This is a genomic window from Curtobacterium sp. MCLR17_043, from assembly GCF_003224215.1.
Classification (GTDB): Bacteria; Actinomycetota; Actinomycetes; order Actinomycetales; family Microbacteriaceae; genus Curtobacterium; species Curtobacterium flaccumfaciens.
Genome location: NZ_QKLH01000001.1, coordinates 330,258 through 344,089 on the forward strand (window position 1 = coordinate 330,258; position 13,832 = coordinate 344,089).

13 protein-coding genes are annotated in these 13,832 nt (G+C 71.4%); 4 read left to right on the forward strand and 9 right to left on the reverse strand.

Going from position 1 to position 13,832, the window contains the following annotated elements; translation table 11 throughout:
• Positions 1–2: 2 nt before the first annotated feature.
• On the forward strand, positions 3–518 hold the full coding sequence (locus tag DEJ03_RS01655) for a DUF1697 domain-containing protein (RefSeq protein WP_110863303.1): 516 nt from the start codon (positions 3–5) through the stop codon (positions 516–518).
• Positions 515–901, forward strand: a complete 387-nt coding sequence (locus DEJ03_RS01660) for a VOC family protein (RefSeq protein WP_110863260.1) — start codon at positions 515–517, stop codon at positions 899–901. The genes DEJ03_RS01655 and DEJ03_RS01660 overlap by 4 nt, the downstream gene beginning before the upstream one ends.
• Positions 902–924: 23 nt before the next feature.
• Here the strand turns inward: DEJ03_RS01660 and DEJ03_RS01665 are convergent, their stop codons facing one another.
• From DEJ03_RS01665 to DEJ03_RS01675, 3 genes are all read right to left on the reverse strand, one after another.
• Entirely contained in the window at positions 925–1,692 is a 768-nt protein-coding gene (locus DEJ03_RS01665) for an SDR family NAD(P)-dependent oxidoreductase (protein WP_110863261.1), read from the reverse strand.
• 202 nt (positions 1,693–1,894) lie between these two features.
• Positions 1,895–4,405, reverse strand: a complete 2,511-nt coding sequence (locus DEJ03_RS01670) for a glycoside hydrolase family 65 protein (RefSeq protein WP_071406211.1) — start codon at positions 4,403–4,405, stop codon at positions 1,895–1,897.
• Between the two features lie 73 nt (positions 4,406–4,478).
• Positions 4,479–5,246: an HAD family phosphatase gene (locus DEJ03_RS01675; protein WP_110863262.1), complete on the reverse strand. Its 768-nt coding sequence runs from the start codon at positions 5,244–5,246 to the stop codon at positions 4,479–4,481.
• A gap of 201 nt (positions 5,247–5,447) precedes the next feature.
• On the opposite strand from DEJ03_RS01675, the gene DEJ03_RS01680 reads away from it, so the two are divergent.
• Entirely contained in the window at positions 5,448–6,803 is a 1,356-nt protein-coding gene (locus DEJ03_RS01680) for an APC family permease (protein ID WP_110863263.1), read from the forward strand.
• A gap of 71 nt (positions 6,804–6,874) precedes the next feature.
• Here DEJ03_RS01680 and DEJ03_RS01685 read toward each other — a convergent pair whose 3' ends face one another.
• From DEJ03_RS01685 to hxlB, 3 genes are all read right to left on the reverse strand, one after another.
• On the reverse strand, positions 6,875–7,597 hold the full coding sequence (locus DEJ03_RS01685; RefSeq protein WP_110863264.1) for an alpha/beta hydrolase: 723 nt from the start codon (positions 7,595–7,597) through the stop codon (positions 6,875–6,877).
• A gap of 123 nt (positions 7,598–7,720) precedes the next feature.
• The gene (gene hxlA / locus DEJ03_RS01690) at positions 7,721–8,344 is read right to left on the reverse strand and encodes a 3-hexulose-6-phosphate synthase (protein ID WP_071406215.1); all 624 of its coding nucleotides are present in this window, start codon (positions 8,342–8,344) and stop codon (positions 7,721–7,723) included.
• Positions 8,345–8,355: 11 nt separating this feature from the next.
• Positions 8,356–8,919 (reverse strand): 6-phospho-3-hexuloisomerase, encoded by a 564-nt coding sequence (gene hxlB / locus DEJ03_RS01695; protein ID WP_110863265.1) that lies wholly within the window; start codon positions 8,917–8,919, stop codon positions 8,356–8,358.
• 110 nt (positions 8,920–9,029) lie between these two features.
• On the opposite strand from hxlB, the gene DEJ03_RS01700 reads away from it, so the two are divergent.
• A complete protein-coding gene (locus tag DEJ03_RS01700) occupies positions 9,030–9,875 on the forward strand; it encodes a LuxR C-terminal-related transcriptional regulator (RefSeq protein WP_110863266.1) in 846 nt (281 codons plus the stop codon).
• On the opposite strand, the gene DEJ03_RS01705 is transcribed toward DEJ03_RS01700, so the two are convergent.
• The 3 genes from DEJ03_RS01705 to DEJ03_RS01715 form a co-directional block, all read right to left on the reverse strand.
• On the reverse strand, positions 9,859–10,377 hold the full coding sequence (locus DEJ03_RS01705) for a helix-turn-helix domain-containing protein (RefSeq protein WP_110863267.1): 519 nt from the start codon (positions 10,375–10,377) through the stop codon (positions 9,859–9,861). The genes DEJ03_RS01700 and DEJ03_RS01705 overlap by 17 nt on opposite strands.
• A gap of 107 nt (positions 10,378–10,484) precedes the next feature.
• Positions 10,485–11,168 carry a response regulator gene (locus DEJ03_RS01710; protein WP_027466795.1) on the reverse strand — a complete coding sequence of 228 codons (684 nt, stop codon included), beginning with the start codon at positions 11,166–11,168 and terminating at the stop codon, positions 10,485–10,487.
• Entirely contained in the window at positions 11,165–13,657 is a 2,493-nt protein-coding gene (locus DEJ03_RS01715; protein ID WP_110863268.1) for an ATP-binding protein, read from the reverse strand. Before DEJ03_RS01715 ends, DEJ03_RS01710 begins: the two co-directional genes overlap by 4 nt.
• Positions 13,658–13,832: the final 175 nt, after the last annotated feature.

A 13,832-nucleotide genomic window follows, 5' to 3' on the forward strand; every position in this document is an offset into this window, starting at 1 on the left:
ACATGGACAGGTGGGTGGCGCTGCTGCGCGGCGTCAACGTGAACGGCATCACGATCCGGAGCGCTGAGCTCGCGGAGCTCTTCCGAGGGCTCGGGTTCGACGACGTCCGCACCGTGCTCGCCTCGGGCAACGTCGTGTTCTCCGCCGACGTGCCCGCCGAGCATCTCAAGACGTCGATCGAGCAGGGGCTGCGCGACCGGTTCGGCTACGACGCCTGGATCGTGCTCGTCCGGCACGACGCCCTCGCGGCCGTGGTCGACGGGTTCCCCTTCGCGCGTGCCGACGAACGGCACGACTACGTCGTGTTCGGGTCCGACGACGGTGCGCTCGACGCGTTGGTCACGGACCTCGAACTCGACGACTCGGTCGAGCAGGTCGCCCGCGGGAACGGGGTCGTCTACTGGTCGTGTCCGAAGGGGTCGAGCACCGACACCGTGTTCGCCAAGCGGGCCGGCGCCGCACGCTTCAAGCGCACGACGACGACCCGCAACACGAACACCCTGCGGAAGCTCCTGTGACGCTCGGCACGCTGCACCACGTCGAGCTCCGCACCGCCGACCTCGACACCGCCGCCGGGTCCTGGGGCTGGCTGCTCGGCGAACTCGGCTACGAGCCGTTCCAGCGCTGGGAGCACGGCCGGAGCTGGCGGCTCGGCCCGTTGTACGTCGTCCTCGAATCGGCGCCGCTGGACGGCGATCACGACCGCCGCCGACCGGGGCTCAGCCACCTGGCGTTCCACGCCGGTACTGCCGAGACGGTGGAGCGACTCTGGGCCGATGCTCCCGGTCACGGCTGGGCACGCCTGTACGAGGACCGACACCCGTTCGCCGGTGGCCCGGAGCACCACGCGGCCTTCCTCGAGGACGCCGAGCGGTTCAAGGTCGAGCTCGTCGCCAGCTGACGGTGCCGCCGGGACGGGGTGGCTCAGGCCTGCGGCGGCTGCCCGTTGCTCGCCATGGTGCCGCCGTCCACCGGCAGGACCGCACCCGTGATGAACGAGGCCGCGTCGCTGGCCAGGAACAGGATCGCCTCGGCGACCTCGGCAGAGCGACCCCCGCGGCCGAGGGCGATGCGCTCGGTGAACTTCGACTGCAGGGCCTCGTCCTCCGCCTGCTCCTGGGTCAGGTCGGTCCAGATGAGTCCCGGAGCGACGGCGTTCACGCGCACGCCGAACTGCCCGTTGTCGAGGGCAGCGGCCTTGGTGAAGTTCGTCACGCCACCCTTCGCCGCGTTGTAGGGGCTCATCCGCCAGTCGGCGTCCTCACCGGAGACCGACGAGGTGTTGACGATCGACCCCTTCGTCTCGCGCAGGAACGGCAGGGCCGCCCGGGTGCCGTAGAACACACCGGACAGGTCGGTCTCGATGACCCGGCGCCACTCGGCCGTGCTGATGTCGGTGATGTCGCCCGAGCTGAAGGTGCCGGCGTTGTTCACCAGGACGTCGACCCGGTCGAACCGGTCGATCGCCGCGTCGACGACGGTCTGCCAGTCGTCGGGGCTCGCCACGTCGGCGTGCAGGGCGACGACCCGGTGCGTCGGTAGGGAGTCACCCACCGCGCGGACCTTCTCCTCGACGCTGTCGGTCAGCACGACCGACGCACCCTCGTCGATGAACGCCCGCACCGTCGCCTCACCGATGCCGGACCCTGCGCCCGTGACGATCGCGACCTTGCCCTCGAACCGGTTGCCCATGATGTCTCCTCTCGTTGCACGAACCGTGCCCGGGGAGACGCCATCGACCCGAGGGGCACGGCAGACCACGGTGCCCCGGGCCGACTGGACGCGTTCGGAGGCGCCGGCAACGTCCCGGGAACACAGGTCGCCCCGGCTCCGCGAGGCGGAACCGGGGCGACGTGCGACTGCGGCGCAGGGCAGTGCAGCGCAGGAACTGGCGTCAGCCGGTCGAGTCGTCGAGGTCGAAGTCGCGCTCCAGGGAGATCGTCGGGATCGACGCGGTGATGACCGAGCCGTCCGCACGCAGCGTGCCCTGGATGTCGCTCGTGGTCGGGGCGTGCCCGGACATGCGCGGCCCGTGGTGCGGCAGCGGCACCACGGTGGGCTCCCCCGCCTCGATGTCCCACTGCTGGTTGTGCACCCACACCGTGAAGCCCGAACCGGTCTCGACCGTGAGCGTCATGGCTTCCTGCTCGAGGTCGACCCGGACCCGCGATCCGCGCACCGTCAGACGGTAGGACAGACGGTCCCAGTGCTTCGGCAGCCGCGGGTTGAAGCTCATCCGCCCGCCGTGGTCGCGCATGCCACCGAAGCCGTTGACGAGGGCGCCCCAGATGCCACCGGTCGACGCGATGTGCACGCCGTCCGAGGTGTTGCCGTGCAGGTCCGCCAGGTCGACGTAGAGCGCGGTCTGGAAGTACTGGTCGGCGAGGTCGTGGTACCCGACCTCAGCCGCCATGATCGACTGCACGACCGCGGACAGCGTCGAGTCACCGGTGGTGAGTGCGTCGTAGTAGTCGAAGTCGCGACGCTTCTCGGCCGCCGTGAACTCGTGCCCCTGCAGGAACAGTGCGAGCACGACGTCGGCCTGCTTCAGCACCTGGAACCGGTAGATCACCAGCGGGTGGTAGTGGAGCAGCAGCGGACGCTTGGACTCGGGGGTGTTCTCGAGGTCCCAGAGTTCCTTGTCGAGGAACTGGGCGTCCTGCGGGTGGATGCCGCGGTGCGGGTCGAAGGGGATCTCCATCGACTCCGCAGCGTGCTCCCACTCGACGAGCTCGTCCGGCTGCAGACCGGTCCGGCGCACCATGCGGTCGTACTCTTCGGCGTCGTCGGCGGCGAGCTCGCGGCAGGCGTTGACGGCGAACCACAGGTTCGCCCGCGCCATGACGTTCGTGTAGAGGTTGTCGTCGACGACCGTCGTGTACTCGTCCGGCCCGGTGACGCCGTCGATGTGGAACTTCTTGTCGCCGTTGGACCGCCAGAACCCGAGGTCGGCCCAGAGCCGGGCGGTCTCCACGAGCACGTCGATGGCGCCGCGCTTCAGGAACTCGCGGTCGCCCGAGGCCCGCACGTACTGCATGAGCGCATGCGAGATGTCGGCGTCGATGTGGTACTGCGCGGTGCCGGCGGCGTAGTACGCACTGGACTCTTCACCGTTGATCGTCCGCCACGGGAACAGGGCGCCGCGCTGGTTCAGCTCGCGGGCCCGAGCCCGAGCCGCGTCGAGCATGTTGTAGCGGAAGCGCAGGGCGTTCCGGGCGACGATCGGCGCCGTGTACGACAGGAACGGCAGGACGTAGATCTCCATGTCCCAGAAGTAGTGGCCGCCGTAGCCGGAGCCGGTGACGCCCTTCGCGGCGATGCCGTGGCCGTCGGTGCGGGCGGTGGCCTGCGCGAGCTGGAAGAGGTTCCAGCGGACGGCCTGCTGGATCGCGGGCTGACCGGCGATCTCGACGTCACTGCGGGCCCAGTAGTCGTCGAGCCAGTCGCGCTGCTTCGCGAAGGTCTCGTCGACGTTCTCGGCGTGCGCGCGGTCGAGCGTGCGGTCGCACCGGTCGGCGAGCTCGCGCACGGGCACCCCGCGGGAGGTGTGGTAGACCACGTGCTTCACGAGCCGGATGGGCTGCCCGGCGCGGGCCTGCACCCGGTAGACGTGCTTCGCCAGGTCGTCCTCGATCGACGACGACTCGTCCCAGCTGTTCTCGGTCTCGATGTGGTGCTCGACGCCGACGCAGATCGTCATGCCGGAGCTGGACGCCTGGTACCCGAGGACCGAACGGCCGCCGGTGCTGCGCTTGAGCTTCGGCACGAGCACCCGCTCGGTGAACGACTCGGCCTTGCGGGGGTCGAAGGCGTTCGCCGCGGCCCGCATGCCGGCGTGGTACTCGTCCTGCACGTCCTGGCGGTTGAGGATCTGGCTCGACAGCAGGATCGAGGCGTCCGCGTCGAGCACGGTGACCTCGTAGTCGATGACGGCGAGGTGCCGGTCGGTGAACGACACGAGTCGACGTGCCCGGATGAGCACCCGCTTGCCGGACGGCGTCGACCACTCGGTCTCGCGGAACAGGTACCCGCCGCGGAACTCCAGCCGGCGGGTGTGTCGGAGGATGTCGGCCTCGGCCAGCACGAGCGGCTCGTCGTCGACGTACAGGCGGATGACCTTGGCGTCGGGCGCGTTGATGATCGTCTGCCCGGTCTTCGCGAACCCGAAGGCGTCTTCCGCGTGCCGGATCGGCCAGGTCTCGTGGAACCCGTTGATGTACGTGCCGTACTGCACGCCGCCACGGCCTTCGTCGAGGTTCCCGCGCAGGCCGAGGTACCCGTTGCCGACGGCGAAGTTCGTCTCGGCGACGCCCTGCTCGTCGGGGGTGTACTCGGTCTCGACGAGGGCCCACTCGTCGATCGGGTAGCGGACGCGGTCGAGGGGGTCCGAGGTGATGGGGTTCATGCTGCTCCGTGGGAAGGGAGGGAGATGGGTGCGTCGGTGCGGCCGGCAGCCAGGGAGCGTCCGGCCGGGTGGCCTACGTCGTGCTGGTGGCCGGTGCGGGCAGCTGGTCGATGAGTTCGTCGAGGTCGGACACGACGACGTCGGCACCGTGCTCGCGCAGGGCGTCCGCCCCGGCGCCGCGGTCGACACCGACGACGAGACCGAACGACCCGTTGCGGCCGGCTTCGACCCCGCTCGTGGCGTCCTCGACCACGACGCACTCGGCGGCGGTGAGCCCGAACCGGGTCGCCGCGTCGAGGTAGGTGTCGGGCGCCGGCTTGCCGGTCAGGCCGTCCTGGCGCGCGACGAGCCCGTCGACGACGACCGGGAACCGGTCGAGGATGCCCGCCGTCCTGAGCACCGAGGTGGCGTTCGCCGAGCTCGAGACGACCGCGACGGACAGGCCGGCGGCGATCGCGGCGGTCAGGAACCGGAGCGAACCCGGGTAGGGCTCGACGCCGTGCTCGTCGAGCTCGGCGGTGAACTCCGCGTTCTTCCGGTTGCCGAGCCCGCACACCGTGTCGGTGTCGGGCGCGTCGTCGGGGGTGCCCTGCGGCAGGTCGATGCCGCGCGACTCGAGCAACGAGCGCACGCCGTCGTAGCGGGGCTTGCCGTCGATGTAGGTGAAGTAGTCCTGCTCGGTGTACGGCGCGACCCCGTGCGCTTCGAGGTACGGCGTGAAGAGTCGGCTCCACGCGCGCATGTGCACGTCGGCGGTGGGGGTGAGCACGCCGTCGAGGTCGAACAGGAGCGCGCGCTGGTCACTGAGTCGCGCGGGCGTGCGCTGGTCCTGCGTCGTCATCTGCGGTCCTCCGGGGACTGGTGGTGGACGTGTGGCTCCCGACGAGTCTAGGACCGCTCCAGTCCGGACGTTCCGACGCGCCGCGCCCTGTGGAGCGAGTTCACCGGCCGCTCCGCCGCGCAGGGAGGACCCCCGCCACGGTGCACCTGTGAGGCCTCCGAGACACGCCCCGGCACGCTGACCCGGACGAAAGGCACCACCATGACCAGCGACACCACGGCCGCACCCCACGACGGCACGCAGTCGAAGCTCCGCCAGGCGATCACCGGCCCGCTGCTGTTCCTCTTCATCCTCGGCGACGTGCTCGGCGCCGGCATCTACGCCCTGATGGGGACGCTGGCGAAGGACGTCGGCGGTGCGCTCTGGGCACCGCTGGTGCTCGCGCTCCTGCTGGCCCTGCTCACGGCGGGCTCCTACGCCGAACTCGTGACGAAGTACCCGAAGGCCGGCGGTGCCGCGGTCTTCGCCGAACGCGCCTACAAGGCGCCGATCGTCTCGTTCCTGGTCGGGTTCAGCATGCTCGCCGCCGGTGTCACGAGCGCCGCCGGCCTGTCGCTCGCCTTCGCCGGCGACTACCTCGGCACGTTCGTCGACCTGCCGCCCGTGCCCACCGCGATCGTCTTCCTCGCCCTGATCGCCTGCCTGAACGCCCGCGGCATCTCCGACTCGCTCAAGAGCAACGTCGTGATGACGATCATCGAGGTCTCCGGTCTCGTCATCGTGATCGTCGTCGTGGCCGTGATGCTCGGCGGTGGCGGCGGTGACGTCTCCCGGATCGGTGCGTTCCCGTCCGAGGCGAACCCGGCACTCGCGACCCTGAGCGCCGCGATCGTCGCCTACTACTCGTTCGTCGGCTTCGAGACGTCCGCCAACATCGCGGAGGAGGTCCGCGACCCCCGCCGCGTCTACCCGAAGGCCCTGTTCGGCGCCCTCGCCACGGCCGGCGTCGTCTACGTCCTCGTCGCCCTCGCCAGTGCGATCGCCCTGCCCGCGTCGGAGCTGTCCGAGTCCAGCGGCCCGCTGCTCGCGGTCGTCTCCGCCACCGGCGTCCCGATCCCCGACTGGGTCTTCAGCCTCATCGCCCTGGTCGCCGTCGCGAACGGCGCGCTGCTCACGATGATCATGTCGAGCCGCGTGACCTACGGCATGGCCGAGCAGCGGCTCCTGCCCGCCCTGCTCGCGAAGGTCCTGCCGAACCGGAAGACCCCGTGGACCGCGATCATCGCCACCACCGTCGTCGCGATGCTCCTGACCCTGGTGGGCGACGTGGGCGTGCTGGCCGAGACCGTCGTGCTCCTGCTCCTCTTCGTGTTCATCAGCACGAACGTCGCCGTCCTGGTGCTCCGCCGCGACCACGTCGAGCACGACCACTTCCGGGTCTGGACGTTCGTCCCGGTGCTCGGGGTGCTGTCGTGCATCCTGCTGCTGACGCAGCAGAGCGGTCAGGTCTGGCTCTACGCCGCGATCCTGCTCGCCGTCGGCGTGGTCCTGTACTTCGTCGCCCGGTTCACCGGGCGCCGTTCCGGACGCGACCACGAGGCGGGCCGGATCCACTGACGCTGCGCACCACGGGCCTCCAGGCAGACCGTCTGGAGGCCCGTGGTGCGTCCGCCGGTCCGCCCGCGTGATCAGCGCAGGTCGCGCACCCAGGCCTCGACCGCGTCCGAGATCTGCTGGCGGGCATCAGCACGGCTGATGGTCGCCGTGCGGTCGCCCGGCTGGTCGCCGTAGGCGCCGAAGTCGGCGTGGTTCGACCCCTGGATCTCGGTCATGGTGGCGGTCGACGGCAGCTTGTCCCGCGCGGCGTCGACCTTGGCCGGGGTCGACAGACCGTCACGCGAACCGGAGACGCTCAGCACGTCGATGTAGGAGCGGCTGATGTCGTTCGCGCAGTAGCTGCCGAGCAGCAGCAGGCCGTCCGCGTCCTGGGCGAGCTGGCACGCGCGGACCCCGCCGAGGGAGTGCCCGCCGACCGCCCAGCGGGTGACGGAGGGCGCGTGGGCCTCGAACGTGGTGAGCGGCCGGGTGTCGAAGAACGCGAGGTTCAGCGTCGGCTTCGTGATGACCACCGTCGTGCCGTTGGCGACCACCTGCCGGAACGTGGCCATGTAGGCGTACGGGTCGACCTTCGCACCGGGGATGAAGACGATCCCGACCCCGTCGGCCTGGCCGGTCGGGGTCATCACCACCGAGTCGCCGGCGTCCCGGACCGCGATCCGGTCGTCGCGCCAGACCTGCAGGGCGGCGCTGCGGGTGCCCTGCATGACGATGTGCGCCCAGACGAGGAACACCACGGCGATCAGCACGACGACGGCGACGATCCAGGTGGTCCAGCGCAGCGCTCGGTTCATGTGGCCACCGTACGGCGCATCCGGACGGCGGCGTTCGCTTCGTGAGCAGGAATGGTCGGGTGCGACCTGCACACCCGACCATTCCTGCTCACGATGTCGCCCGGGAAGGGCGACCGAGACGCGCTACTTGATGGCGGCGCGGATCTCGGCGGCTGCTGCGCCGACGTCCGACGCGCTGTAGATCGCGCTGCCGGCGACGGCGATGCGGGCACCGGCCTCCTGCACCGAGGCGACCGAGGACGCGTTCACGCCGCCCGCGATCGAGAACGGGACGCCCGAGTCCTTGCCGGCGTCGAGCAGGGTCGAGAACGTGAAGCCCTCTTCGGCCTGCTCGTCGAGCCCGGCGTGGACCTCGACGAACTCGGCGCCGAGCGCGACGACCTCGCGGGCACGGGCGGCCTTGTCGGAGACGCCGATCAGGTCGACGACGATGCCCTTGCCGTGCTTCTTGGCGGCCTTGACGGCACCGACGATCGTCGAGTCGCCGGCGACACCGAGGACGGTGACCAGGTCGGCACCGGCCGAGAAGGCGATGTCGGCCTCGAGCTCACCGGCGTCCATGGTCTTGAGGTCGGCGAACACGATCTTGTCCGGGTGTGCTTCCTTGATCGCGGTGACGGCGGACAGGCCGGCGCTCTTGATCAGGGGCGTGCCGAGCTCGAGGACGTCGACGTGCGGCGCGGCCGCGGCGGCGAGCTCGAGGGCGGCTTCGGTGGTCAGGGTGTCCATGGCGAACTGGAGCTGCATGGGTGTGCCTTTCATTCGAGGTTGGCGTGACGGGGCCAGAGGCCGTCGGCGGACTGCCCGCCTCGGGCCCACAGGGCGTGGAACACGGCGTCGCCCACCAGGGCGACGGCCTGTTCGAAGAGGCTTCCGGCGTACTGGGCCGAAGCCGTGCCGGAGCGGTCGGTCTTCGTCGCGGCGGGCAGCACGATGGTGACGTCCGCCAGCTCGGAGAGCGGGGAGTCGTCGGTGGTCGAGAGCGCCACGACGGATGCACCGACCTCGTGCGCGGTGCGTGCGGCCTGCACGATGCCGGTGGTCGTGCCGGAGCCGCTCGCGACGAGGAGCAGGTCGCCCGATCGGATGGCCGGGGTGGTGACCTCGCCGACGACGTGCGCAGCGAGGCCGAGGTGCATGAGGCGCATCGCGGTCATGCGGAGGGCGAGTCCGGAGCGCCCGGCGCCGTGGACGAACACCCGGTCGGCGCCCTCGATCAGGTCGAGTGCGCGCTGGGCCGGGGCGTCGTCGAGGCGGGCTGCCAGGTCGCCGACCTCGCGGACGACCAGGTCGAGCGCTGCGGAGACGGTGGTTGCTGCCATGCCCTCGATCCTTCCGTCGCACGCCCCGGCACGCCGCTACCCGCCCCGGCAGGGGCCCCATCCCATCGGGTGGGCCCGTCCGCTCGGGTGGGACAGGTACGGTCGCGTCCATGGACGCATCGGTCGAGACCCTGGAGGCCCGGGGCGGCTCCGCCATCCGGCTCGCGGCCGCCGAGCACGCCCGCACGGTCGCCGAGCAGGCGGACCGGCACGCGCTCACCCTGGAGTCCGTCCTCGCCGTGCTCCGGTCGTCGCGGGTGACCGACGCGGCCGCCCGGGCCGAGGCCGTCGAGATCGCCTCGGCCGCCCTCGTCGATCTGCGCACCGTGACCGATCAGCAGCGGAGCACCCTGCTCGAACCCGTCATCGGCGCGTTCTCGCGGTTGCGCGCCGACCTGCGGCCGCTCGTGCGCTTCGGGGACCTCGACGTGCAGTTCGTCGAGCCGCCGGCCACCGGCCGTGCGCTCCCGGGTGACGTCGCCCACGCGGCCCGGGCGATCGTCCGGACCGCGGTGCTCGCCCTGGTCGACGACGGCGCGGCGAAGCGGGTGCGCATCCAGTGGGACTGCGACGGCCGGAACCTGCTCATGCAGCTCCGCGACGACGGCTCCGGCACGCTCGACGTGCACGACGACGCCATGCGGCCGATCGCGGAGCGGGTCGTCACGCTCGACGGGCGGGTGCAGGTCGCGAGCACGCCCGGCTGGGGGTCCGTGCTCGACATCTCACTGCCGCTCGACCCGCGGCCGACCGAGGTGGACGCGGTCGACGACGGCGACCTGACCCCGCGGGAGCGCGACGTCCTGCGGCTCGTGGCGACCGGTGTCGGCAACCGGGAGATCGCCGAGGGACTCGGCATCAGCGTCAACACCGTGAAGTACCACGTGGCGAACCTGCTCCGGAAGCACGGCGCCCGGACCCGGGCCGAGCTCGCGGCGTTCAGCTCCCGGGCGTGAACCGACGGGATCGCGACGAGGCGTCCCGACGAGACCGCGACAACGGGTACCGACGGTCGAGCGCGGGCTCGACGACGGTCGCCATCAGGAACTGCGAGAGAAGCCGCCCACCCGCCCAGTAGATCGGGATGACGAAGATCGCGGCCCCCGGCCAGATGCGCGAACCGATCAGTGCCAGGGTGCCGAGCGTCACGACGATGCCGACACCGGAGTACAGGTACTGCCAGCCGCGCGAAGCTGCGTCGCGCTGCGCCTGCTCCCGCTCGGTACGCTCGTCGAGCCCGCGCACCCCGGGGTCGAGCGACGCCGGCTCCTCGGTGGCGAACAGGTCGCGCACGGGGACCTCGAGGGCCGTGGCCACAGCGGACAGCGACTCGAGGCTGGCGTCGTTGCCGCTCTCCATCCGTTGCACCGTCCGCACGGCGATGCCGCTCGTCTCGGCCAGTCGTTCCTGGGTCCAGCCCCGCAGTCGTCGGAGTTCACCGATCCGCATCTCGTTCATGTCCTGAACAGTAGGGAACCGCGGAACGGCGCACCACGACAGGGACCCGCCACCGACACGACAGTTCCCCGACAGCGACCCGCCAGGGCGACGGCGGCGGCGGTCCCCTACGCTCCGGGGGCGAAGCGGTACCCCATGCCGGACTCCGTCACCAGGTAGCGCGGGTGCGCGGGGTCGGGCTCGAGCTTCCGCCGCAGCTGGGCCATGTACAGCCGCAGGTACCCGGAGTCGTTGCCGTGCGTCGGCCCCCAGACCTCGGTCAACAGCATCTCGCGGGTCATCAGCCGGTCGGGGTTCGTGACCAGGACCTCGAGCAGGCGCCACTCGGTGGGCGTCAGGCGGATCGCCGGACCCTCGGCCGGCGTGACCTGCTTCGCGACGAGGTCCACGAGCAGCGGCCCGATCGCGATCGTCGGGGTCTCCTCCGACGCCACCACCCGCCGCCGTCCGAGTGCCCGCAGCCGGGCGAGGAGCTCGTCCATCTGGAACGGCTTCGTCACGTAGTCGTCGGCACCGGCGTCGAGCGCGTCGACCTTGTCGGACGAGTCGGTCCGGCCGGAGAGTACGAGGACGGGTACCTGCGACCAAGCCCGGACGCCCTCGAGCACCCCGATGCCGTCGAGCCGGGGCATGCCGAGGTCGAGCAGCACCAGGTCCGGGCGCTCGGTGATGACGGCGTCGATCGCCTCGCGCCCGTCCCGAGCCGTGACGACGTCGTACCCGCGCGCCGAGAGCGTCACCGAGAGGGCGCGGACGAGCTGTGCGTCGTCGTCAGCGATCAGGACCTTCATCGGATCTCCACTCCCACGTGCCCGGCGATCGGCAGCCGCACCACGACGGTGAGCCCACCGCCCGGGGTGTCGTCGACCTCGATCGTCCCGCCCATGCCCTCGGTGAACCCGCGCGCCAGGGCCAGCCCGAGCCCGAGCCCGGTCTCGTTGTCGGTGTCGCCGAGTCGCTGGAACGGCTGGAACACCTCGTCGCGGCGGTCCTCGGGGATGCCGGGGCCGTGGTCGGCGACGCGGAGTTCGACCCCGCCGGCGAAGGCGCTCGCGGCGACCCGGACGTGGGTGCCCTCCGGCGCGTACCGGGCGGCGTTGGCGAGCAGGTTCACGACGACGCGCTGCAGCAGGACCGGGTCGGCGAGCACCGGCGGCAGGTCCGCAGGCAGGTCGAGGTCGACGTCGTCGGGGCCGAGCTCCAGCTCGTCGAGTGCGGGGGCGACCACCGTCTCGAGCGCGATCGCCGCCGGGGTGACCGCGAGGACTCCGGCCTGCACGCGACTGACGTCCAACAGGTCTGCCAACAGCACCGCCAGCTGACCGAGGCTCTCGTCGGCGGTCGCGAGCAGCGCCTCCCGGTCGGCCCGTGACAGGTCGATGTCGGGTGCACGCAGCGTCTGCACGGCGGCGGAGGCCGCGGCGATGGGTCGGCGCACGTCGTGGCCGACGGCCGCGAGCAGCGCGCTCCGGACCCGGTCGGCGGCGGCGATGCGCTCGGCGCCGACGGCGGTGCGCGTCAGCTCCCGGTGCTCGACGGCGGCGTCGAGCTGCTGCTCGACGACCCGCAGCAGCCGGCGCTGGGTCGGGTCGTCGGGCGCACCGGCGAACTCGAGCACGGCACCGGACGCCAGCGTCGTCGACGCGTCCGGCGTCGCACCGAACTCGCCGGAGGTCGCGGGCACCTCCTCACCCTGGCGGATTCGGACGCCGGCGAAGCCGAAGGCCTCACGGGTGCGGTCGAGCAGTGCCTGCAGGGCGTCGTCGCCGCGGAGCACGCTGCCGGCGATGCCCATCAGGAGCCCGGACTCGGCCGAGGCCCGACGGGCGGCACGGGACCGCCGAGCGGACCGGTCGACCACGAAGCTGACCAGCACCGCACTGATCACGTACATGACCAGGGCGAACAGGTGCCACGGCTGCTGGACCGTGACCATGTAGAGGGGTTGCACGAAGAAGTAGTCGAGGCTCAGCCCGGACAGCACGGCCGTGAGCACCGCCGGCCACATCCCGCCCACGAGCGCCACGACGAGGACGAGTAGCTGGTACGCCAGCACGTCCACCGTGATGGCGTCCGGGTCGCTGCCGATCGACAGCACCCAGGTGAGCAGCGGCCCGACCAGGACCGACAGCACGAACGCGGCGACCACCCGGCCGCGGGACAGGCTTCCGCCGAGCTTCGGCAGGGTGATCCCGCCGCCGGCGCGCTCGTGCGTGACGACGTGCACGTCGATGTCGCCGGACTCGCGGATCACGGTGTTGCCGATCCCCGGACCGGTCATCGCGGCCGCGAGCCGGCTGCGGCGGCTGACCCCGATCACGATCTGGGTGGCGTCGATCGACCGCGCGAACCGCACCAGCGTGCTCGGCACGTCGTCGCCGACGACCTGGTGGTAGGTGCCACCGAGCTGCTCGAGCAGGGTCCGCTGCTTGCCGAGCGCGCCGGGGTGCCGGACGCGCAGGCCGTCGTTCGTCGTCACGTGCACGGCGGCGAGCTCGCCGCCGGCACTGCGGGCGGCGATGCGGGCGCCGCGGCGCAGCAGGGTCTCGCCCTCGGGGCCGCCGGTCAGGGCGACGAGCACGCGCTCCCGGGTCTCCCACCGGTGCTCGATGCCGTGCTCGGCGCGGTAGGCCTTGAGCGCGTCGTCGACCTCGTCGGCCAGCCAGAGCAGGGCGATCTCGCGCAGTGCGGTGAGGTTGCCGAGGCGGAAGTAGTTCGACAGCGCGGCGTCGATCCGGGCCGCCGGGTACACGAGCCCGTCGGAGAGCCGTTCGCGCAGCGCTGCCGGGGCCAGGTCGACGACCTCGATCTGGTCGGCCGCGCGCACCACGGCGTCGGGGACGGTCTCGCGCTGCACGGTGCCGGTGATCTCGCGGACCACGTCGCCGAGGGACTGCATGTGCTGCACGTTGACGGTCGAGATGACGTCGATGCCGGCGTCCCGCAGTGCCTCCACGTCCTGCCAGCGCTTCTCGTTCGGGCTCCCCGGGGCGTTCGTGTGGGCGAGCTCGTCGACCAGCGCGACCTCGGGTGCCCGGGCGATGACGGCGTCGAGGTCGAGGTCGTCCAGGTCGACACCGCGGTGCGAGACGGTGCGGCGGGGCACGACCTCGAGCCCGTTCACCAGTGCTGCGGTGGCGGCGCGCTCGTGCGTCTCGACGACGGCGACGACCACGTCGCGACCCTCGTCGAGCAGCCGACGCCCCTCTTCGAGCATCGTGTAGGTCTTGCCGACACCGGGCGCCGCACCGAGCAGGACCCGCAGCTTCCCGCGCTTCACGTGCTCATCCTCTCGTGTCCGCTGTTGCGGGGCAGCCGGTCGACTGATATTCTCCTCGTAACCGTTCCCACCAAGGCTCGAGCCTCGGCTTCCTCAAATCGGGTGGGACTGCACCGCCCCGTGTCGCTTGTCGGCGCGGGGCACTCTTTTCTTTCGCTCACGTTCGTTTCCCACG

Excerpts from the sequence above, each read along its gene's own strand:
- DEJ03_RS01655 (WP_110863303.1), top strand. The coding sequence starts at position 3 with ATGGACAGGTGGGTGGCGCTGCTGCGCGGCGTCAACGTGAACGGCATC.
- DEJ03_RS01665 (WP_110863261.1), bottom strand. The coding sequence starts at position 1,692 with ATGGGCAACCGGTTCGAGGGCAAGGTCGCGATCGTCACGGGCGCAGGG.
- DEJ03_RS01670 (WP_071406211.1), bottom strand. The coding sequence starts at position 4,405 with ATGAACCCCATCACCTCGGACCCCCTCGACCGCGTCCGCTACCCGATC.
- DEJ03_RS01675 (WP_110863262.1), bottom strand. The coding sequence starts at position 5,246 with ATGACGACGCAGGACCAGCGCACGCCCGCGCGACTCAGTGACCAGCGC.
- DEJ03_RS01680 (WP_110863263.1), top strand. The coding sequence starts at position 5,448 with ATGACCAGCGACACCACGGCCGCACCCCACGACGGCACGCAGTCGAAG.
- DEJ03_RS01685 (WP_110863264.1), bottom strand. The coding sequence starts at position 7,597 with ATGAACCGAGCGCTGCGCTGGACCACCTGGATCGTCGCCGTCGTCGTG.
- hxlA (WP_071406215.1), bottom strand. The coding sequence starts at position 8,344 with ATGCAGCTCCAGTTCGCCATGGACACCCTGACCACCGAAGCCGCCCTC.
- hxlB (WP_110863265.1), bottom strand. The coding sequence starts at position 8,919 with ATGGCAGCAACCACCGTCTCCGCAGCGCTCGACCTGGTCGTCCGCGAG.
- DEJ03_RS01700 (WP_110863266.1), top strand. The coding sequence starts at position 9,030 with ATGGACGCATCGGTCGAGACCCTGGAGGCCCGGGGCGGCTCCGCCATC.
- DEJ03_RS01705 (WP_110863267.1), bottom strand. The coding sequence starts at position 10,377 with ATGAACGAGATGCGGATCGGTGAACTCCGACGACTGCGGGGCTGGACC.
- DEJ03_RS01710 (WP_027466795.1), bottom strand. The coding sequence starts at position 11,168 with ATGAAGGTCCTGATCGCTGACGACGACGCACAGCTCGTCCGCGCCCTC.